Below are 20,403 nucleotides of genomic sequence, written 5' to 3' on the forward strand. Positions count from 1 at the left end.
ATGGGCGCCCCGGGGGAGACGACGGGCCCGGTCCTCGTCTGCGGCGAGGTGCGCACCTGCCTGCTGCCGTGCCGTGACGCGGTGAGCGCGGCCGTCACCGAGCGGCTGCTCACGCTGCGCGCCGACGAACGCGTCCGCGTCTCCCGGCGCCCCAACCTGCACGCCGTCTCCCCCGAGGTCCTCACGGGCGTGGACTGCCGGCTGCCCACCGCCAACGGGGCCAGGGTCCGCGCGGTCGGCACGGTGGCGGCCCGCGCGAGCCTCACCGAGGGCCGGGTCCTCCAGGCGACGGCGTACTTCGGCGCACCGGCCGCCGGCCCGGACCGCCGCCGGCCGTGGGGCCACTACCTGGTCCGGCCGGGGGAGCTGGAGACACTCGGCAGGCTGCCCCGACTCGGCGTCGCCCAGGCTTTCCTGGCGGAGCACCGGCAGCCGGGCCCCGAGGAACTCGACGTCGGGTCGGTCGCCGAGGGGCTGCTCGCGACGGTCTCCCGCGAACACCGGCTCCTCGACTACGAGGCCCCCCTCACCTCCCCCACCACCAGCCTGCGCTGGGCGGCGCTTCCCGCGCCGGACGGACAGGAGGCACGGCTGGAGCGCTTCACCGTGGCCGCCGACGGGGTACGGCTCGTGGAGATGACGGTGCCGCCGGGCACCGACCCCGCCGCCCTGGCCGGGCTCACCGAGGACTTCGCCCTGCACGACTGGCTGTTGACGACGGTCGTGGACAAACTCGACGGCATCCGGCTCGGGTCCAGCGACGGGGCGCAGGCCCTGAGAACGCTGCGCCCGCTCGTCGACCACCTGCTGCACCTGTGGATGCCGAGGGCCCGCGTCGAGCGGTCCCTGGGCGCCCTGTGGGACGTACTCGAAGAGGAACCCGGCTTCAGCCGGCAGTGGCGGACGCTGGTCCAGCGCGTCCGTGACCAGCTCGCCCTGCACGCCGCGACGCCGCGGCACGAACTCCAGACGACAGGGCCCTGATCGCGGAGCACAGACACATCCCAACGGGGGGAGAAGCGAGATGAGTTCACCGACACCGCCGCGCGGCGCCGCCGGTCCCACGGGCAGAGGCGAGCGCCAGAGAGACGACGGCGCCCGGTCACTGCTCCAGAAGTTCCTGATCACCGTGGTGACCGGGGGCGTGGCCTACGTCCTGACGAACGTGATCTCCCCCTCCCAGGACGACCTGTGGCGGGTGGTCGTGTCCGTGCTGTTCGGCGGCGCGATCCTGATCGTCCAGTTCATGATCACCTTCGCGCAGCAGCTCGGTGAGCTGAGGACCGTGGTCGAGCAGCGCTTCGTCGACATCGGGCGGGCCACCAAGCTCTTCAACGAGGTGGAGCAACTGCGCGACGACGGGGTGCCCCGGCTGGCCGAGCACGCCACGAAAGTGGTCGCCGAGGGGCCCACGATCCTGCACGAATTCGCCCACCAGGAGATCGACCGGCTTGCCGGCTACATGTACAACTTCGCCAATCTGCACGCCAAGTCCCCCGGCGAGAACCACGACTGGCTGCTGACCCTCACCCGGTGCGCGCGGATCTCCGTGGACGCCATCTCCACCTCCGTCGACCGTGACTTCTGGAGCAGCGAGCCGGCGGGCCGCTACCTGGAGGCGCAGAGCGAGGCGGTCCAACGCGGGGTCCGGGTGCGCCGGCTGCACGTGGTGAGGAACCCCGAGGAGATCGCCCTGCTGGACCAACTCCGCGAGGAGCAGCGGGGGATCGGCATCGAGGTGCGGGTCGTGGCCCTGCCCCAGCTGCCGATGTACGCCCAGCGCGGCAAGATGATCGACTTCATCATCTTCGACGGGGCGCTCTCCTACGAGATCACCGCGGACCAGATGAACGTGCCGTCCTGGACGACGGTGGACGCCACCCACAAGGAGGTGCGGGAACGCGTCAAGCGCTTCGCCGAGCTGTGGAACATCAGCCCCAACGGCTTACCCGACCCGCTGCGCGCGGCGACCAACCCGCCGGAGCCCTCCGGCCCGTGATCCCGCCCTCGCCCTGGCCCGGCGAGCCCCGGCGCCTCGGTGGCGGCCCGCCGCGGACCGGCGGCCGCCCCGCCGTGACCGATGCGGCCGGCCCGGCCCCGAGCGCTTTGGCCGTGGGTGAGAATGGACGGCATGAGTCTGTTCCGCGACGACGGCATCGTGCTGCGCACCCAGAAGCTGGGTGAGGCGGACCGGATCATCACGCTGCTCACACGCGGTCACGGCCGGGTACGCGCGGTGGCTCGCGGGGTGCGGCGCACCAAGTCCAAGTTCGGGGCGCGGCTGGAGCCGTTCTCGCACGTCGACGTGCAGTTCTTCGCGCGGGGCAGCGAGCTGGTCGGCCGCGGCCTGCCGCTGTGCACGCAGAGCGAGACCATCGCACCGTACGGCGGCGGGATCGTCAGCGACTACGGCCGGTACACCGCCGGCACCGCCATGCTGGAGACCGCGGAGCGGTTCACCGACCACGAGGGGGAGCCCGCGGTGCAGCAGTACCTGCTGCTCGTCGGCGCCCTGCGCACCCTCGCCCGCGGCGAGCACGCGTCGCATCTCGTGCTCGACGCCTTCCTGCTGCGCTCGCTCGCCGTCAACGGCTACGCCCCGAGCTTCGGCGACTGCGCGAAGTGCGGGCTGCCCGGTCCCAACCGGTTCTTCTCCGTCGCCTCCGGCGGCTCCGTATGCGTCGACTGCCGGGTGCCCGGCAGCGTCGTGCCCTCGCCGCGGACCCTCGAACTGCTCGGCGCGCTGCTTACGGGAGACTGGGAGAACGCGGACGCGTGCGAGGCGCGGTACGTCCGCGAGGGGAGCGGGCTGGTGTCCGCGTATCTGCACTGGCACATGGAACGCGGGCTGCGTTCGCTGCGCTACGTGGAGAAGTAGAGAAGCACGAGACCGAGGAGACGAGAAGCACATGGCCGTACGCGGGATCCTGGGGCGCCAGCGCCGCGAGTACAGCACGCCGGAGCCCCATCCGTCCGGCGCCCGTCCGCCGAAGCTCCCCGGTGAGCTGGTCCCCGAGCATGTGGCGATCGTCATGGACGGCAACGGCCGCTGGGCCAAGGAGCGCGGGCTGCCGCGCACCGAGGGGCACAAGGTCGGCGCCGAGCAGGTCCTCGACGTGCTGCAGGGCGCGGTCGAGATCGGGGTGCGCAACATCTCGCTGTACGCCTTCTCCACCGAGAACTGGAAGCGCTCGCCCGACGAGGTCCGCTTCCTGATGAACTTCAACCGTGACTTCATCCGCAAGTCCCGCGACCAGCTCGACTCGCTGGGCATCCGGGTGCGCTGGGCGGGCCGGATGCCCAGGCTGTGGAAGTCGGTCGCCAAGGAGCTCCAGGTCGCCCAGGAGCAGACCAAGGACAACGACCGGCTCACCCTGTACTTCTGCATGAACTACGGCGGCCGGGCGGAGATCGCGGACGCGGCGCGGGCCCTCGCGGAGGATGTGAAGGCGGGCCGCCTCGACCCGTCGAAGGTCGACGAGAAGACCCTCGCGAAGTACCTGTACTACCCGGACATGCCGGACGTCGACCTGTTCCTGCGGCCGAGCGGCGAGCAGCGCACCTCCAACTACCTGATCTGGCAGAGCGCGTACGCGGAGATGGTCTTCCAGGACGTGCTGTGGCCGGACTTCGACCGCCGGGACCTGTGGCGGGCGTGCGTGGAGTTCGCCTCCCGCGACCGCCGCTTCGGCGGGGCCACGCCGAACGAGGTGCTGTTGTCGCTGGAAGGCGGAGAGGCCACCCCGTAGTCATCCGCGGTTCATGACGGTCCCCGACGATCCGTTCATGAACCGCCTCACACCCGCCCTCTCGCTCGCGGTGTGCGCCCTGCTGGCCGCCGCCCTGCCCGCGCGGGCGGAGACGGAAGCCGCCGGCCGGCAGCCGGTGCCGTCACGGTCCGCGCCGCGGCAGTCCGCGCCGTCGCGGTCCGTGCCGCACGCCGACAGCTACGGCACGAAGGCGCCGTACGCCCCCCGGCAGAGCGCGCGCGACTACCAGCGGCCGCCCGCCGGGTTCACGGCCGTCTTCACGGAGAACGTCTCCCGGCACGGCTCCCGCGCCGCGACGGACGGCGAGGACGGCGACCTGGTCCTCGCCCTCTGGGACAGGGCCCGGGCGGCGGGCGCGCTCACCCGCCGGGGCGAGGAGTTCGGGTCGAGGACGCGGGCCCTGCTCGACGCCATGGCGACGGTCGGCTACGGCGACCTGAGCGCGCGCGGCGAGCGGGAGATGCGGGAGACGGCCCGGCGCACGGCGGCCCGGCTGCCGTCGCTCTTCACGAGGATCGCGGCGGACGGCGAGAGGATCGACGTCGTCAGCTCGGGGCAGGGCCGGGCCGTCGACAGCGCCGACCTGTACGCCGGTGCCCTCGCCGACGCCGACCCGGCCCTGAAGCCGCTCATCGGACCCACCCGCACCGACAAGGACCTGCACTACTTCCACAAGGCGGCCGGGGGCGCCGCATACCGCGACTACCTCGCGAACGACCGGCGCCTCGCGGACACCCTGCGGAGCGTCACCGACCAGCCGAGGACCCACCAGGCCGCCCGCGGTGTCCTGCGGCGCCTGTTCCGGGCCGGCTTCGTGGCCGGTCTGAGTACCGCCGACCAGGTCGCCGCCGCGACGGCCGTCTACAACCTGTACGCCATCGCCCCCGCGATGAGCGAGGAGAGCCCGGGCGGCGGGGGGTGGGGGATGCAGCGGTACGTCTCCGCCTCCGACGCCGCATGGTTCGGGTACCTGAGCGACACCGAGGACTTCTACGAGAAGGGTCCCGGCTTCGCCGACAGCGACATCACCTACCGGATGGCCGGGGTGCTGCTCGACGACTTCTTCGGGCAGGTGGAGAAGAAGCGCTCCGGCACCGGCACGCTGGGCGCCGAACTCCGTTTCACCCATGCCGAGGAGATCATCCCGCTGGCCGCGCTGATGGGCCTGCCCGGCAGCACGAAGCCGGTCACCGCCGACCGGCCGTACACCTACGCCGGCAATCCCTGGCGGGGTGCGTCCGTGGCGCCCCTCGGCTCGAACATCCAGTGGGACGTCTACGAGAGGGACGGCCGCTACCTGGTCCGCATGCTCTACAACGAGAAGGAGACCGCCTTCAGAGCCGGCTGCCGCCCGATCACCAGGGGCAGCGTGTTCTACGACCTGGACGAGCTGGAGAGGTGCTTCGGGCGGGCGTAGGGACGACCAGGTCAGCCGGCCGCGGCGGGGGGCGTCGCCGCGGTCGCGCAGTCGGAGCAGGTGCCGAAGATCTCCACCGTGTGCGCCACGTTGACGTAGCCGTGTTCGGCGGCGACGGCCTCCGCCCACGTCTCCACGGCCGGGCCCTCGACCTCGACGGCCTTGCCGCAGACGCGGCACACCAGGTGGTGGTGGTGGTCGCCGGTGGAGCAGCGGCGGTAGACGGACTCGCCGTCGGACGTGCGCAGGACGTCGACCTCACCGGCGTCGGCGAGGTTCTGCAGCGTGCGGTAGACCGTGGTGAGGCCGACGGAGTCGCCCTTGTGCTTGAGCATGTCGTGCAGGTCCTGGGCGCTGCGGAACTCGTCCACCTCGTCGAGGGCGGCCGCCACGGCAGCCCGCTGCCGGGTGGAGCGGCCCTTCACGGGCGGTCCAGCGATCGTCACCGGTTGCCTCCTCACGTCTGCGCTTGCCCGGGTCATTGTGCCAGTCCGCCCTGTCAGCGGTCAGACACCGACGGTGCCGTCGGCCGGCCGTGCGGCCGGAATCGTGCACTCGGTGGGGTCGCCGTCCGGCTGCTCGGCGGCCACCGCCCGCGCGCGGCGCCGGGCCAGTGGCGCGGCGAGCAGCGTGAGCACGAAGAACGCGGCGATGGCCATCAGCACGATCGTCGCACCGGGCGGCACGTACTGGTAGTACGAGGTGACGGTGCCGCTGACGGTCACGGTCACGCCGATCGCCACCGCGACCGCGAAGGTCGCCGCGAAGCTGCGGGTGAGCTGCTGGGCCGCCGCGACCGGGACCACCATCAGCGCGGAGACCAGCAGCAGCCCGACGACCCGCATCGCGACCGTCACGGTGACCGCCGCGGTGATCGCGGTCAGCAGGTTCAGCGCGCGCACCGGCAGGCCCGTGACCCGGGCGAACTCCTCGTCCTGGCTGACCGCGAACAGCTGCCGGCGCAGGCCCAGGGTGACCAGCACCACGAAGCCCGCGAGCAGGCAGATCGCCGTCACGTCGGACCGCGAGACGGTCGTGAGGGAGCCGAAGAGGTACGACATGAGGTTGGCGTTGGAGCCGCCCGGTGCGAGGTTGATGAGCATCACGCCGCCGGCCATGCCGCCGTAGAAGAGCATCGCGAGGGCGATGTCGCCGCGGGTCCTGCCGTACCAGCGGATCAGCTCCATCAGGACCGCGCCGAGGACCGAGACGGCCGTCGCCATCCACACCGGCGAGGTGGACAGCAGGAAGCCGAGGCCGACGCCGGTCATCGCGACATGGCCGATACCGTCGCCGAGCAGGGCCTGGCGGCGCTGCACGAGGTAGATGCCGACGGCGGGGGCGGTGATGCCGACCAGGACGGCGGCGAGCAGCGCCCGCTGCATGAAGGGGAAGTCGAGGAAGGTCATCAGCTCAGCAGTCCCGTGCGGATCGGTTCGGTGCCCGCGGGCGCGTGCGGGTGGACGTGGTCGTGGCCGGGCAGCGCGTGCTGGCCGACCGCCCGCGGGGGCGGACCGTCGTGCACCACGCAGCCGTCGCGCAGGACGACCGCCCGGTCGATCAGCGGTTCCAGGGGCCCGAGTTCGTGCAGGACGAGCAGGACCGTCGCACCGGCGGCGACCTGTTCGCGCAGGGTCGCGGCGAGCACCTCCTGGCTGGCGAGGTCGACGCCCGCCATCGGCTCGTCCATGATCAGCAGTTCGGGCTCGGCGGCGAGCGCGCGGGCGATCAGGACCCGCTGGTGCTGGCCGCCGGAGAGGGCGTTCACGGAGTCCCGGGCCCGGTCGGCCATGCCGACGAGCTCCAGGGCCCGCCGTACGGCCGCGTGGTCCGCCTTGCGCAGCACGCCGAAGCGGGCGGCCGACAGACGGCCGGAGGAGACGACCTCGGTGACCGTGGCGGGCACTCCGCCCGCGGCCGTCGTGCGCTGCGGTACGTAGCCCACGCGCCGCCAGTCGCGGAAGCGCCGGCGCGGGGTGCCGAACAGCTCGATCTCGCCCGCGCTGACCGGCACCTGGCCGATGACGCTGCGCACGGCCGTCGACTTGCCGGAGCCGTTCGCGCCGAGCAGCGCGACGACCTCGCCTCGGCGCACGGTCAGGTCGATGCCGCGCAGGACGGGGCGCGAGCCCAGTTCGGCGCGCACCCGGCGCAGCTCTATGACGGACTCGCCCATGACGTCCCTGCCGCCTTCCGTGCCGCTCACTTGGTTCCCAGGGCCGTCTGCAGCGCCCTGAGATTGGCTTCCTGGACCGAGAAGTAGTCCCTGCCGCGGGACTTGGCCGTGATGCCCTCGATCGGGTCGAGGACGTCCGTCCTCAGGTCCGCGTCCTGGGCGACGGTCTTCGCGGTCTTGTCGCTGACGAGCGTCTCGTAGAACACCGTGGAGACGCCGTCGGCCTTCGCCATCCTCTCAAGGTCCCGCACGCGCGCGGCGCTGGGCTCGGACTCGGGGTCGAGGCCGTTGATGGCCTCCTCGGTGAGGCCGTAGCGCTCGGCGAGGTAGCCGAAGGCGGCGTGGGTGGTGATGAAGACCTTGGACCTGGTGTTCTTCAGGCCGTCCGCGAACCGGGTGTCGAGCGCGTCGAGCCTGTCGACGAGGGCGGCGGTGTTCTTCCGGTAGTCGGCGGCGTGCTTCGGGTCGGCCTTCTCGAAGGCTTTGCCGACGCCGGCGGCGACCTGGGCGTAGCGCACCGGGTCGAGCCAGATGTGGGGGTCGAGACCGGCCAGTTCCGTGTCGTCGCCGCTGTCGTGCTCGGCGGAGTGGCCGCCGACCTCGTTGCCGTGCTTCTCCAGCGTGGTGAGGGAGGCGGCGTCGATCTTCGTCCTCACGTCGGACTGCGCGACGGCGTCGTCGACGGAGGGCTGGAGGTTCTTCAGGTAGAGGACGGCGTCGGACTCCTCCAGCTGGACGCGCTGCCGGACGCTGATCTCCAGGTCGTGCGGTTCCTGGCCGGGCTTGGTGAGGCCGGTGACGTGGACGTGGCTCCCGCCGATCCGCTCGGCGAGGAAGGCCATCGGGTAGAACGACGCGACGACGTCGAACTTGTCCGTGTTGGCCGCGGCGGTCCCGGTCGAGCAGGCGGAGAGGCCGGCGAGGCCGAGTGCGGTGGCCGCCGCGGTCGCGGTCGCGGGTATGAGCCGTCGTACGTTCATGACAGTCATTTTCAACTAACATGGAAACCGTTGTCAACAACCCGGGCGAAAGGCTTGTACGGGACACCGATTTGGTCGAGGGGGAGCCCCCGCCGGTACGCTGAAGCATTCGCTCTGAAGCGTCTCGCTTCGTCGTCCGTCGTCGTTATGAAGAGAGCACCGTGGCCGCCGACAAGATCGACACCATCGTCAGCCTGAGCAAGCGCCGTGGCTTCGTATACCCCTGCAGTGAGATCTACGGCGGCCAGAAAGCCGCCTGGGACTACGGACCGCTGGGTGTCGAGCTCAAGGAGAACCTGAAGCGCCAGTGGTGGCGCTACATGGTGACGTCGCGCGAGGACGTGGTCGGCCTCGACTCGTCCGTGATCCTGGCCCCCGAGGTCTGGGTCGCCTCCGGTCACGTCGCCACCTTCTCCGACCCCCTCACCGAGTGCACCTCCTGCCACAAGCGGTTCCGCGCGGACCACCTGGAAGAGGCGTACGAGGCCAAGCACAACCGCCCGCCGGAGAACGGCCTCGCGGACGTCAACTGCCCCAACTGCGGCAACAAGGGCCAGTTCACCGAGCCCAAGCAGTTCTCGGGCCTGCTCTCCACCCACCTCGGCCCGACGCAGGACACCGGCTCCGTCGCCTACCTGCGCCCCGAGACCGCCCAGGGCATCTTCACCAACTTCGGCCAGGTGCAGACCACTTCGCGCAAGAAGCCCCCGTTCGGCATCGCCCAGATGGGCAAGTCCTTCCGCAACGAGATCACGCCCGGCAACTTCATCTTCCGCACCCGCGAGTTCGAGCAGATGGAGATGGAGTTCTTCGTCAAGCCGGGCGAGGACGAGAAGTGGCAGGAGTACTGGATGGAGCAGCGCTGGAACTGGTACACCGGCCTGGGCCTGCGTGAGGAGAACATGCGCTGGTTCGAGCACCCCAAGGAGAAGCTCTCCCACTACTCCAAGCGCACCGCCGACATCGAGTACCGCTTCCAGTTCGGCGGCAACGAGTGGGGCGAGCTGGAGGGCGTCGCCAACCGCACCGACTACGACCTGGGCGCCCACTCCAAGGCCTCGGGCCAGGACCTCTCCTACTTCGACCAGGAGGCCGGCGAGCGCTGGACGCCGTACGTCATCGAGCCCGCCGCCGGTGTCGGCCGCGCGATGCTGGCGTTCCTGCTCGACGCCTACATCGAGGACGAGGCGCCGAACGCCAAGGGCAAGCTGGAGAAGCGCACGGTGCTGCGCCTGGACCACCGCCTGGCCCCGGTGAAGGTCGCGGTGCTGCCGCTGTCCCGCAACCCGGAGCTGTCGCCGAAGGCCAAGGGTCTGGCGACCGCGCTGCGCCAGAACTGGAACATCGAGTTCGACGACGCCGGCGCCATCGGTCGCCGCTACCGCCGCCAGGACGAGATCGGCACGCCGTACTGCGTGACGGTCGACTTCGACACCCTCGACGACAACGCGGTGACCGTGCGCGAGCGCGACACGATGAAGCAGGAGCGGGTGTCTCTCGACCAGATCGAGGGCTACCTGGCCGGGCGCCTGCTGGGCGCCTAGCCGGCGGGGTCGCGGCCCCTTCACCTTCCGACGCCGGACGGGCTGAGTGGATCAGCCCGTCCGGCGTTCGTCGTGTGCGGCCGCGACCGTCGCATGACAACCGGCGGAAGACGGATGACAGGTGACAGCTGACAGATATTGAAATCTGTCAGCTGTCATGTCAGGGTGGACGCATGACCACACGCACGCGCACCCTCGGCACCACCGGCCCCCAGGTCTCCGCCCTCGGCCTCGGCTGCATGGGCATGTCCGCGCTGTACGGCGACGCGGACCGGGCCGAGTCGATCGCCACCATCCACGCCGCCCTGGAGGCGGGCGTGACGCTGCTGGACACCGGCGACTTCTACGGCATGGGCCACAACGAACTGCTCATCGGCGAGGCGCTGCGCACCGCCCCCGCCGCCCGCCGCGAACAGGCCCTGACCAGCGTCAAGTTCGGCGCCCTGCGCGGCCCTGACGGCAGCTGGTCGGGCTACGACGGCCGCCCCGCCGCGGTGAGGAACTTCGCCGCCTACTCCCTCCAGCGCCTCGGCGTCGACCACATCGACGTCTACCGCATGGCCCGCCTCGACCCGGACGTCCCCGTCGAGGAGACGGTCGGCGCGATCTCCGAGCTGGTCGAGCAGGGGTACGTCCGGCACATCGGCCTCAGCGAGGTCGGCGCCGAGACGATCCGCCGGGCCGCCGCCACCGCGCCGATCGCCGACCTCCAGATCGAGTACGCCCTCATCTCGCGCGGCATCGAGGCCGAGATCCTGCCCACCACCCGCGAACTGGGCATCGGCGTCACCGCCTACGGCGTCCTGTCCCGCGGCCTGATCTCCGGCCACTTCACCCACGACCGGCAGCTCGCCGCCAACGACTTCCGCACCCACTCGCCCCGCTTCCAGGGCGACAACCTGCGGCACAACCTCGACCTCGTCGAGGCGCTGCGCAAGGTCGCCGAGGGGAAGGGCGTCAGCGTCGCGCAGATCGCCATCGCCTGGGTGCTGTCCCGCGGCGAGGACATCGTGCCGCTGATCGGCGCCCGCAGCCGGGAGCGGCTCGCGGAGTCGCTGGGCGCGCTGGACGTCACCCTGGACGCCGCCGACCTCACCGCGATCGAGGAAGCGGTGCCGGCAGGCGCGGCCGCCGGTGAGCGTTACGCGCCCGCCGCCATGGCCCACCTCGACAGCGAGCGCTGATCCGGCCGCCGGTACGGTCCTTCCCATGGCAACCAGCGAGACCCTGACCGCCGAGCGCATCCTCGAAGCGACCGAGGAGGTGCTGCGCCGCCACGGCCCGGCCAAGGCCACCGTGGTCGACGTGGCCCGCGCGCTCGGCGTCAGCCACGGCAGTGTCTACCGGCACTTCCGCACGAAGGCCGCGCTGCGCGAGGCGGTCACCAAGCGCTGGCTGGACCGGACGACCGACATGTTGTCTGCCATCGTCGCCGAGGACCGGGACCCGGAGTCCCGGCTGCGCGACTGGCTCGCCGCGCTGTTCGCCGCCAAGCGCCACAAGGCGGGCGACGACCCCGAGCTGTTCGCCACCTACATGGTCCTGACCGGCGAGAACGGCACCGTGGTCGGCCAGCACGTCACCCATCTCGAGGACCAGCTGACCGTGATCGTCGAGGCGGGCACCGACACCGGCGTCTTCAGTGCCCCCGACCCCCGGGCCACGGCCCGCGCCGTCCTCCAGACGACGGGCCGCTTCCACGACCCCTGCTACTCGCGCTACTGGCAACACCCGGAGATCGAGGCCGACTTCGCCGCGGTGGTGCAGCTGGTGCTGCGCGGGCTGCGGGCTTAGGCCCGGGTCAGCCGTCACGCTGCGGCATGAGCCGCACCCGTACGTCGTTGCCGTAGGGTAGGACGACGGTCGCGTCCCGGCCGAGTTCCCAGTTCGGGGTGACCAGGAACAGCCGTCCGCCGGAGGCGAGCAGCAGCCGGAATCCCCGGTAACGGTGACGGTACTCCCGGGCGCTCTCCCCGGCCGTTCCGAGCCGGGCCTGGGTCACGCCCGTGGGCACACCGTCCAGCGGCTCCCTGGTGTCCACGACGACCTCGGGGCGGTCCGCGAGGTCTTCCGCGTCCTGCTCGCCCCGACCCGTGCCGTACGCCCACGCCAGCTGTGTCGACGCCCAGAACAGCCCGGCCACGCCCAGCGCGATCGCGCACATGACGCCGTTCCTGGCCAGGCGCAGCGGCAGCACCGGGCGCCCGCGCCGCCGGCCGTGGATCCAGATGCCGTACGCCACCGCCGTCGGCCCGAAGGCCAGTGACAGCGGGGTGGCGCCGATGACCACGCTGACCTCGGGCCCCTGCACGAGGATGCCGATCAACGCTCTGCCGATCAGCAGGACGCCGACGAGGACGAAGCCGTACGCGAGGAACGCGGCGGCGGAGGTGTCGTTCCGCGCGTCCGCGTCGCGGGACAGCATCCACAGGACGAGAGCGTGGACGCCGACGAGCGCCATGACGCCCAGGAAGATCATCGACGCCGGGACGAAGATCACCTCGAGGCCGTCCAGCATCAGGTCCTGATTGGAGAGACCGGTCATGTCCACGGGCACGCCGAAGTAGACGTACCGGGCGCGGGTGGCGACATAGCCGAAGTAGAACAGCAGCGCGGTCGCCAGGGTCGCCGGGCCCAGCGCCTCCGCGAGCCGCCGTACCCGGGCGGGGACCGCGTGCTCTTCGGCGGTGGGATCGGGTGCGGGTGCCGGGGGCGGGGCTGGTGCCGGTTCGGGCGCGGGCGGTGGTGGCGGCTCCGCGGCCGTCATTCCCCGCCCCCCTCTTCCTCCCCCGCGGAGGGGGAGGTGCCGCGGGGAGGCGAGTCGTCGGGTGAGGGACTCGTGCCCCCCACCACGATCGTTGACCGGAGGGCTTTTACGGTGCTGGAGCAACGGACCCGTACAGGGTCCTGCGGGGTGGGCGGCGGGCCGCCCCAGTCCTTCACGTCACTGCACGGATCGATCTTGTCGTTGTCGCACAGGAAGCTCGAGTGTACGACCGCCTGAACCGTGTACTCACCCGTCCGGGCGCCCGGCGCGAGGACCGCGCCCGTCAGGCACTGGCGGCCCTCGACCAGCCGGAGGCCGAGGCAGGGATCATCACGCTCGTCGCCCTCCGCCCGGTAGCAGTGGTCGCCGTTGTCGGAGTGGACCGCAGGCCGCGCCGGCCCGTCGACGACGACGAAGGAGACGCTCTCGATGACCGCCGGAGTGGCCGTCTTGTTGATGACGGTCACACAGCCTTCGCTGTTTCCGGAGCCCTGGAGGTTCACGCCGTTCAGCCTGACCGACGGTCGCCCGTGCCTGGGTGTCCTGCCGCCCTGCGGCGTCCCGCCACCGTCGGTGGAGGTGCCCTGCGAGGCCGCGCCGGACCCCGTCGTCCGGCTGTCGGGCGTACCGTCGCCGTCGCTGTCGATGGTGGCGTCGGTCGTGCCGTCGGCCGGGCCGCGGGTCGTGCCGTCGGTGACGATCGACGTGCCGGCGGAGTCGGCGGTCCGGTGCGCACCGGCGGCGTTCTCGCTGTTGTGGGTGGTGGCGGATCTGACCAGCCAGACGGCCCCGAGCACGGCCACGAGGCCGAGGACCGTCGCCATGACGCTGAGACGGGCGCGCGAAGATGGCATATTCGGAGAGTAAGGGCGTATTTCTCCTACTTCCTCCCGGGGTACTCCGCCTTCCTCCCGGTCACTCCGCCGCGCAGCGCCAGAAGTCCCGCATCAGTAGGGTCGGGGTCGGGTTCCGCATCGCCACCTGGGTGAGGAGGACGGCCACGGTGCCGGTCCGCGGGACGAGGTGGGCCGTCGTGCCCGTGCCGCCGACCCAGCCGTAGCGGCCGGGGACGTTCCAGGGCTTAGCCGGGGTGACGTCGACCGAGCCGCCGTAGCCCCAGCCCTGGTTTTCCAGGAAGAGACCGCCGAGCTCACGCTGCCGGGCCGTCAGATGGTTGGTGGTCATCCGGCCGACCGAGGTGGGGGACAGGACCCGGTGACCGTTCGCCGTGCCGCCGGCCAGCAGCATGCGGGCGAAGGCCAGCCAGTCGTCGGCCGTGGAGGCGAGGCCGCCGCCGCCGGACGGGAAGGCCGGGACGCTGCTCCAGTCGCCGTCCGGGGTGTCGGCGCGTTCCAGGGCGCCCGACTCGTCGGCGCGGTAGAGGCTGGTGAAGCGGTGCCGCTTCGCCGCCGGCACCTCGAACGCCGTGTCCGCCATGCCCAGCGGCTCGAAGATCCGCTCCGCCAGGTACCGCGGCAGGGTACGGCCCGACACGCGGGCGATCAGGATGCCCTGCAGGTCGGACGAGGTGCCGTACAGCCACGCCTCGCCCGGCTGGTACAGCAGCGGCACCCCGGCGAGGGCCGCCAGCCAGGTGTCCGGGTCGGGGTACGCCCGCGGGGCGCGGCCGTCCTTCTGGACCTCGAACAGGGCCTGCACGGCAGGCAGCGTGAAGTCCGAGGGAAAGCCCCAGCCGGTGCGGGAGCTGAGCAGGTCCTCGACGGTGATCGGGCGGCCCGCCGGGACGACGTCGTCCAGGGAGGAAGCGGGGGTGCGCACCACGGCCGGCTCGGCCAGCTCCGGCAGCCACTCCTGGACCGGGTCGTCGAGACCGAGCCGTCCGTCCTCCACCAGCGTCAGCACCGCCGCCGCCGTGACCGGCTTGGTGATCGAGGCGATACGGAAGACCGAGTCGCGGGTCATCGGGGCGGTGCCCTCGGCGTCCAGCCGGCCGACGCTCACCACCTCGACGTCGTCGCCGCGGGCCAGCAGGCCGACGGCGCCCGGCACCGATCCGCCGTCGACGTGCCGCTGCAGGGTGGTACGGAGTGCGCTCATGGCTCGGCCTTCCGGTGCGCTGTCGTCGTACCGCCCCTGACCGCCCCGGCCGCCGAAACTCATCGCCCGCCGGGGCGGACGGCGGACACCGCACGACGTGACGCCGGGGCCGCGAGCCCCGCCCGATCCGATCCGGGAGGCCCTACGCCCCCGCCGGGTCCACCGTCGCCTGGTGGGCCTCGGCCAGGTGTTCCTCCGCCTTCAGCCAGGGCAGGAACTGCGCCCCCCTGCGCCAGCCGCAGGTGTCGCATCTGATCGTGCGCTGCATTCCCGAGCGCCGCACCCGGACGACGTGCTCGCGTCCGTGCTGGTCCCAGCGGCTCACCTTGCTCGTGTTGATCTCCAGCATGACGCCTCCAGCGGCGACCCGCAGCGAAGAACCCGTCCGGTTGCGCGGCGGAGTCCGCGCAGCAAGGAGTGTGCAGCACGCCCGGCGTCAACAGGGAGCGCACGGTGATGAGTTGTCCATACCGTGAGGTCACGTGCGGACAGGTGCCCACATGTCAGGACACCTGGGGGCGCTCCGGACCCCGGGCCGGCGGTGGGCGTCAGCCGATGGTCCGCGGGAGGCGGGTGCTCAGCAGACCCGTCAGGGCGATGCCCGCCAGCTGCACGAGGAGCGTGGTGACCAGGGCGTCCCGCATGCCGAGGCTCGACGCCAGGGACAGGAACAGGGTGCCGAGGGTGGCCACGCCCAGCGCCAGCGACGACTGCTGGGCGGTGATCATGACGCCGCCGCCCACACCCGCCCGGGCGGGCGGCACCTCGGAGAGGATGATCCGGAACACCACCGGGAGCTGGAGCGCCTGCCCCGCGCCGGCGACCGCCGCACCCGGAAGCAGCTCGACCAGCCCGAGGTCCGGCCAGGAGCCGCGGACGGCCAGCACCATCAGCGCCACCCCCAGTCCCTGGATCACGGCGCCCGCCGTCACCACCCGGGTGCCGAAGCGGGCCACCAGCCGCGGGCCGGCCAGCGACACACAGAAGAACACGACGGCCATCGGGGCCAGCGCCAGCCCCGCCCGCACCGGCCCGAGGCCCGCGCCCTGCTGGAGCGCCACCGCGATCACGAACATGAAGCCGCTGAAGCCGACGGAGAACGGCACGATCATCACCAGGCCCCGCCGCAGCGACACCAGCTCGAACAGGCTCGGCGGCACCAGGGGCGTACGACCCCGCCGGTCCGCCCCGCGCTCCACCGCGTAGAACGCCGCCGCCAGGAACGGGAACGCCGCCAGCGACAGCCACGTCCACACCGGCCAGCCCGCCGCCCTGCCCTCGGTCAGCGGGGCCAGCAGCGCGAGCAGGGACAGCGCCAGCAGCACGGTGCCCGGCCCGTCCACCGGCTCGGGCTGCTGCGAGCGGGTCTCCGGCACGGTGCGCACGGCCAGCACCAGGCCGGCGATCACCACCGGCACGTTCACCAGGAACACCGAACGCCAGCCGGTGCCCGCGATGTCCGCGGCGACCAGGACGCCGCCGAGGATCTGCCCGGCCACCATGGACAGCCCGGCCGTCGCGCCGTACAGGCCCATCGCCCTGGCCCGGCGGGGTCCGGCGGTGGCCGCCTGGATGGTGGCCAGCACCTGCGGCAGCATCGCGGCGGACGCGGCGCCCTGCGTGACCCGGGCGGCGACCAGGGTCCAGGCGGTGGGCGCGAGTCCGCAGGCCAGCGAGGTCAGTCCGAAGGCCGCCATGCCGCCCAGGAACATCCGCCGCCGGCCGAACAGGTCGCCGAGGCGCCCGCCGAGGACGAGGAGCACCGCGTACGCGAGTCCGTACCCGGCGACGACGAGTTCGAGGACCGCCTCGCTCGCGGAAAGGTCGTGGCCGATGGTGGGCAGGGCGACGTTGACGATGAAGAAGTCGATGAGGGGCAGTGCCGCGGCCAGCAGCACGGTGAAGAGCCCGGGGCCGCCGAGCAGGGGCGGGGACAGCGGGGTGGAGGAGGGGCGTGAGGTCGTGGTTTCGGTCACGTCCCGAGCCTGCGCCGACTCCCAGACGGGTACCAGAGTGTCCTTGTCCTGGTAGAAGGAGTACCTGGCAACAGGGTCGGCGCCACGGCAGGCTGGAGGCATGACGACGATGGTCCAGGAGACGGCGCCGGGCACGCTCCCCGGCGGCAGCGCGGTGGCGGAGATCCGGCGGCACGAACTCGCCGCCTTCCTCCGGCACCGCCGCGAGCACCTCGCCCCCGAGCAGGTCGGCCTGCCCCGCGGCCGCCGGCGGCGCACCCCGGGCCTGCGCCGCGAGGAGGTGGCCCAGCTCTCGGCGGTCGGCGTCACCTGGTACACCTGGCTCGAACAGGCCCGGGACATCCAGGTCTCCGTGCAGGTCCTCGACGCCCTCGCCCGCACCCTGATGCTCGACCCCAGTGAGCGCGTCCACCTCTTCCAGCTGGCCGGGGCGGCGGATCCGACGCCGGCCACCACCTGCCCGTCGATCACGCCGGCGCTGCGGGCGGTGCTGGAGCAGCTGGAGCCGGTCCCGGCCTGCGTGCAGAACAGCCGGTACGACATCCTGGCCTACAACCGGACGTACGGACTGCTGCTGTGCGACCTGGACGCGGTACCGCCCGAGGACCACAACTGCATGATCCTCTGCTACACGAACGAGGAGTGGAGCTCGTCGATCGTGCACCTGGAGGAGACCCGGCGCCTGATGGCCGCCCGGTTCCGCGCGACCATGGCCGGTCATCTCGCCGAGCCGGCCTGGAAGCTGCTGCTGAAGCGGCTGCGCGCGGAGTCCCCCGCCTTCTGCGAGGCGTGGGAGCGGCACGAGGTCGTCGCCCCACCGCACCAAGCGCAAGGAGTTCGACAACCGGCACGTCGGCCGGATCACCGTCGACCACACCGACCTGTGGCTCGGCCCGGGGCTCGGTCCGAGGGTGGTCACGTACGTGCCGGCGGACCAGGTGTCGAGAAAGCGGCTGGAGAAGCTGCACGCCATGGCCCTGGAGAGGTGACGCGCCCGCCGGGGGTCAGGCGACGACCCGCGCCGCCTCGCGCACGTCCGTCGCCGCCAGCTGCTCGGCCGTCCGCTCGGCGGTCCGCCGGGCCCAGGGACCGCTGGTCAGCGCCCCGAACACCAGCACCACGAGGCCGCAGGCCGCCAGGATCCACCACCCCGGCCGGGCCGCCGACACGAACGTGTCCCGGTACGACGAGGAGCCCACGCCCGACGCCAGCACCGCGCCGATCACCGCGACGCCGAGCGTCTGCCCGAGCTGGCGGCTCGTGGAGGCGACGGCGGCGGCGACCCCGGCCTGGGCCCGCGGCATGCCGGACACCGCGGTGTTGGTGATCGGCGCGTTCACGAAGCCGAAGCCGACACCGAACATCACGTACCCGGCGAACAGGGTGACGTTCGAGGTCTCGGCCTCGAAGGCGGCGAACAGCACCCCGCTCGCCGTCATCGCGAACCCGGCGACCAGCAGCGACAGACGCGGCCCCCGGCTGCCCACCAGCCGTCCGGACAGCGGCGCGCACAGGAACATCGGCACCGCCATCGGCAGCATCCACAGACCGGCGTGCAGGGCGTCCAGACCGCGCACGTTCTGCAGGTACAGCGTGGACAGGAACAGGAACCCGCCGAGCGCGGCGAACGCGCCGATCGCGATCACGGTGGCCCCGCTGAACGGCACCGAGCGGAAGAAGCGCAGGTCGATGAGGGGTTCGGCGCGCCGGGGCTCGTACCGCAGCAGGCCGACCAGGGCGGCCAGCGCGAGCACCCCGAAGGGCAGGACCGTGGTGAGTCCGGCGCTCGGCGCCTCGATGATCGCGTACGTCAGGGAGCCGAACAGGGTGATCACCAGGAGCTGTCCGACCGGGTCGGGGCGGCGCGCCCTGGGCGCCCGGGACTCGGGCACGAAACGCAGGGTGAGCAGGAGGGCGGCGAGGCCCACCGGCAGGTTGACCCAGAAGATCGACCGCCAGCCGACCGACTCCACCAGCACTCCGCCGACCAGCGGTCCGGCGGCCATGGAGATGCCGACCACCGCGCCCCAGACACCGATCGCGCGGGCCCGCTCGCGGGGGTCGGTGAAGGTGTTGGTGATGATGGACATGGCGACCGGGTTGAGCATCGAGCCGCCGACCGCCTGCACCATGCGGAACGCGACCAGCGCGTCGAGGTTCGGTGCCATGGAACACAGCAGCGAGCCGATGACGAAGATCACCAGGCCGGAGACGAAGACGCGCTTGCGGCCGATCCGGTCGGCCGTGGAGCCCGCCAGCATCAGCAGCGAGGCCAGGACGAGCGTGTACGCGTCGATCGTCCACTGGAGGCCGGCGGTGCTCGCGTGCAGCTCCTGCTGCATCGAGGGCAGGGCGACGTTCAGGGCGGTGACGTCCAGGCTCACGATCAGCAGGCTCATGCAGCAGATCGCGAGCACCAGCATGCGGCGGCGATGGCTCAGCTCGGGCATGCGTTCCATCGTACCCGCATATCAATAGTGCGGCTAACTAATGACCACTACATGGTCATGGCCCGGCCGCCGTTCCCGGGCACCGGCCGGGGTGCGCCACAATGGAGCAATGTCCACGCCCGTGTCCCTCCTGTCCCCCCTGCAGATCGGCCCGCACACCGTCCGGCCGCCCGTCGTGCTGGCACCCATGGCCGGGATCACCAACGCGCCCTTCCGCACCCTGTGCCGGGAGTTCAGCGGCGGCAAGGGCCTGTTCGTGAGCGAGATGATCACGACCCGGGCGCTGGTCGAGCGCAACGAGAAGACCATGCAGCTGATCCACTTCGACGCGAGCGAGAAGCCCCGCTCGATCCAGCTGTACGGCGTGGACCCGGCGACCGTCGGCAAGGCCGTCCGCATGATCGCGGACGAGGACCTCGCCGACCACATCGACCTCAACTTCGGCTGTCCGGTGCCCAAGGTGACCCGCAAGGGCGGCGGCTCCGCGCTCCCCTACAAGCGCAACCTGCTGCGCGCCATCCTGCGCGAGGCGGTCGGCGGCGCCGGCGACCTCCCCGTCACCATGAAGATGCGCAAGGGCATCGACGACGACCACATCACCTACCTCGACGCCGGGCGCATCGCCGTCGAGGAGGGCGTCACCGCCATCGCCCTGCACGGCCGCACCGCCGCCCAGCACTACGGCGGCACCGCCGACTGGGACGCCATCGCCCGCCTCAAGGAGCATGTCCCGGAGATCCCGGTGCTCGGCAACGGCGATATCTGGGCGGCGGAGGACGCGCTGCGGATGGTGCGCGAGACGGGCTGCGACGGCGTGGTCGTCGGACGCGGCTGCCTGGGGCGGCCCTGGCTGTTCGCCGACCTGGTCGCCGCCTTCGAGGGCCGTCCGCAGGACATCGCGCGGCCCTCCCTGCGCGAGGTCGCCGACGTCATGGTGCGCCACGCCACCCTGCTCGGCGAGTGGATCGGCGACGAGACGCGCGGGGTCATCGACTTCCGCAAGCACGTCGCCTGGTACCTCAAGGGCTTCGCCGTCGGCTCCGAGATGCGCAAGCGGCTGGCGATCACCTCCTCGCTGACCGAACTGCGTTCCGGCCTCGACGAGTTGAACCTCGACCAGCCCTGGCCGGACGGCGCCGACGGGCCCCGCGGCCGTACGTCCGGCAACAACCGGGTGGTGCTGCCGGACGGCTGGCTCAAGGACCCCTACGACTGCGCGGGCATCGGCGAGGACGCGGAACTCGACACCTCTGGAGGCTGAGCGC

General features: G+C 71.9%; 19 protein-coding genes and 1 pseudogene. 10 read left to right on the forward strand and 10 right to left on the reverse strand.

Annotated features, from left to right (window positions below):
• The 5 genes from ABZT03_RS26345 to ABZT03_RS26365 all read left to right on the forward strand — a co-directional run bounded on the left by ABZT03_RS26345 (nucleotide 1) and on the right by ABZT03_RS26365 (nucleotide 5,187).
• Nucleotides 1-984: an SCO2521 family protein gene (locus tag ABZT03_RS26345; protein ID WP_356043383.1), complete on the forward strand. Its 984-nt coding sequence runs from the start codon at nucleotides 1-3 to the stop codon at nucleotides 982-984.
• A 40-nt stretch (nucleotides 985-1,024) separates the two neighbouring features.
• Nucleotides 1,025-1,999, forward strand: coding sequence for a DUF6879 family protein (locus tag ABZT03_RS26350; protein WP_356043386.1), 975 nt, complete (start codon nucleotides 1,025-1,027; stop codon nucleotides 1,997-1,999).
• A gap of 132 nt (nucleotides 2,000-2,131) precedes the next feature.
• Nucleotides 2,132-2,878, forward strand: a complete 747-nt coding sequence (gene recO, locus ABZT03_RS26355) for a DNA repair protein RecO (protein WP_356043389.1) — start codon at nucleotides 2,132-2,134, stop codon at nucleotides 2,876-2,878.
• A 31-nt stretch (nucleotides 2,879-2,909) separates the two neighbouring features.
• Nucleotides 2,910-3,749 (forward strand): isoprenyl transferase, encoded by an 840-nt coding sequence (locus ABZT03_RS26360; RefSeq protein ID WP_356043390.1) that lies wholly within the window; start codon nucleotides 2,910-2,912, stop codon nucleotides 3,747-3,749.
• A 37-nt stretch (nucleotides 3,750-3,786) separates the two neighbouring features.
• A complete protein-coding gene (locus ABZT03_RS26365; RefSeq protein ID WP_356043392.1) occupies nucleotides 3,787-5,187 on the forward strand; it encodes a histidine-type phosphatase in 1,401 nt (466 codons plus the stop codon).
• Between the two features lie 11 nt (nucleotides 5,188-5,198).
• On the opposite strand, the gene ABZT03_RS26370 is transcribed toward ABZT03_RS26365, so the two are convergent.
• From ABZT03_RS26370 to ABZT03_RS26385, 4 genes are read right to left on the reverse strand one after another with little or no spacing between them, the layout of a single operon-like run.
• A complete protein-coding gene (locus ABZT03_RS26370) occupies nucleotides 5,199-5,633 on the reverse strand; it encodes a transcriptional repressor (RefSeq protein WP_356043394.1) in 435 nt (144 codons plus the stop codon).
• Nucleotides 5,634-5,693: 60 nt separating this feature from the next.
• The gene (locus ABZT03_RS26375; protein ID WP_356043397.1) at nucleotides 5,694-6,596 is read right to left on the reverse strand and encodes a metal ABC transporter permease; all 903 of its coding nucleotides are present in this window, start codon (nucleotides 6,594-6,596) and stop codon (nucleotides 5,694-5,696) included.
• Nucleotides 6,596-7,363 (reverse strand): metal ABC transporter ATP-binding protein, encoded by a 768-nt coding sequence (locus ABZT03_RS26380; protein WP_356043480.1) that lies wholly within the window; start codon nucleotides 7,361-7,363, stop codon nucleotides 6,596-6,598. Before ABZT03_RS26380 ends, ABZT03_RS26375 begins: the two co-directional genes overlap by 1 nt.
• Before the next feature lie 26 nt (nucleotides 7,364-7,389).
• Complete coding sequence (locus ABZT03_RS26385) at nucleotides 7,390-8,343, reverse strand: metal ABC transporter substrate-binding protein (RefSeq protein ID WP_356043399.1); 954 nt, start codon at nucleotides 8,341-8,343, stop codon at nucleotides 7,390-7,392.
• Between the two features lie 161 nt (nucleotides 8,344-8,504).
• Between ABZT03_RS26385 and ABZT03_RS26390 the strand changes: the two genes are divergently transcribed.
• The 3 genes from ABZT03_RS26390 to ABZT03_RS26400 all read left to right on the forward strand — a co-directional run bounded on the left by ABZT03_RS26390 (nucleotide 8,505) and on the right by ABZT03_RS26400 (nucleotide 11,681).
• On the forward strand, nucleotides 8,505-9,887 hold the full coding sequence (locus tag ABZT03_RS26390; protein WP_356043402.1) for a glycine--tRNA ligase: 1,383 nt from the start codon (nucleotides 8,505-8,507) through the stop codon (nucleotides 9,885-9,887).
• Between the two features lie 173 nt (nucleotides 9,888-10,060).
• Nucleotides 10,061-11,071: an aldo/keto reductase gene (locus ABZT03_RS26395; RefSeq protein ID WP_356043405.1), complete on the forward strand. Its 1,011-nt coding sequence runs from the start codon at nucleotides 10,061-10,063 to the stop codon at nucleotides 11,069-11,071.
• Between the two features lie 25 nt (nucleotides 11,072-11,096).
• Nucleotides 11,097-11,681 (forward strand): TetR family transcriptional regulator, encoded by a 585-nt coding sequence (locus ABZT03_RS26400; RefSeq protein ID WP_356043408.1) that lies wholly within the window; start codon nucleotides 11,097-11,099, stop codon nucleotides 11,679-11,681.
• Nucleotides 11,682-11,688: 7 nt separating this feature from the next.
• On the opposite strand, the gene ABZT03_RS26405 is transcribed toward ABZT03_RS26400, so the two are convergent.
• The 5 genes from ABZT03_RS26405 to ABZT03_RS26425 all read right to left on the reverse strand — a co-directional run bounded on the left by ABZT03_RS26405 (nucleotide 11,689) and on the right by ABZT03_RS26425 (nucleotide 16,688).
• Nucleotides 11,689-12,654 (reverse strand): hypothetical protein, encoded by a 966-nt coding sequence (locus ABZT03_RS26405; RefSeq protein WP_356043411.1) that lies wholly within the window; start codon nucleotides 12,652-12,654, stop codon nucleotides 11,689-11,691.
• A complete protein-coding gene (locus tag ABZT03_RS26410; protein WP_356043414.1) occupies nucleotides 12,651-13,508 on the reverse strand; it encodes a hypothetical protein in 858 nt (285 codons plus the stop codon). Before ABZT03_RS26410 ends, ABZT03_RS26405 begins: the two co-directional genes overlap by 4 nt.
• Before the next feature lie 61 nt (nucleotides 13,509-13,569).
• A complete protein-coding gene (locus ABZT03_RS26415; protein ID WP_356043417.1) occupies nucleotides 13,570-14,712 on the reverse strand; it encodes a serine hydrolase domain-containing protein in 1,143 nt (380 codons plus the stop codon).
• A 142-nt stretch (nucleotides 14,713-14,854) separates the two neighbouring features.
• The gene (locus tag ABZT03_RS26420; protein ID WP_356043420.1) at nucleotides 14,855-15,061 is read right to left on the reverse strand and encodes a hypothetical protein; all 207 of its coding nucleotides are present in this window, start codon (nucleotides 15,059-15,061) and stop codon (nucleotides 14,855-14,857) included.
• A 199-nt stretch (nucleotides 15,062-15,260) separates the two neighbouring features.
• Nucleotides 15,261-16,688: an MFS transporter gene (locus ABZT03_RS26425; protein WP_356043423.1), complete on the reverse strand. Its 1,428-nt coding sequence runs from the start codon at nucleotides 16,686-16,688 to the stop codon at nucleotides 15,261-15,263.
• Between the two features lie 100 nt (nucleotides 16,689-16,788).
• Between ABZT03_RS26425 and ABZT03_RS26430 the strand changes: the two are divergent.
• Nucleotides 16,789-17,677, forward strand: a pseudogene (locus ABZT03_RS26430) (helix-turn-helix transcriptional regulator).
• Between the two features lie 15 nt (nucleotides 17,678-17,692).
• On the opposite strand, the gene ABZT03_RS26435 reads toward ABZT03_RS26430, so the two are convergent.
• On the reverse strand, nucleotides 17,693-19,138 hold the full coding sequence (locus tag ABZT03_RS26435) for an MFS transporter (protein ID WP_356043426.1): 1,446 nt from the start codon (nucleotides 19,136-19,138) through the stop codon (nucleotides 17,693-17,695).
• A 109-nt stretch (nucleotides 19,139-19,247) separates the two neighbouring features.
• Here ABZT03_RS26435 and dusB point away from each other — a divergent pair, with 109 nt between their 5' ends.
• Complete coding sequence (gene dusB / locus ABZT03_RS26440) at nucleotides 19,248-20,399, forward strand: tRNA dihydrouridine synthase DusB (RefSeq protein ID WP_356043430.1); 1,152 nt, start codon at nucleotides 19,248-19,250, stop codon at nucleotides 20,397-20,399.
• Nucleotides 20,400-20,403 lie beyond the last annotated feature (4 nt).

This window comes from Streptomyces sp. NPDC005574, from assembly GCF_040605435.1.
GTDB lineage: Bacteria > Actinomycetota > Actinomycetes > Streptomycetales > Streptomycetaceae > Streptomyces.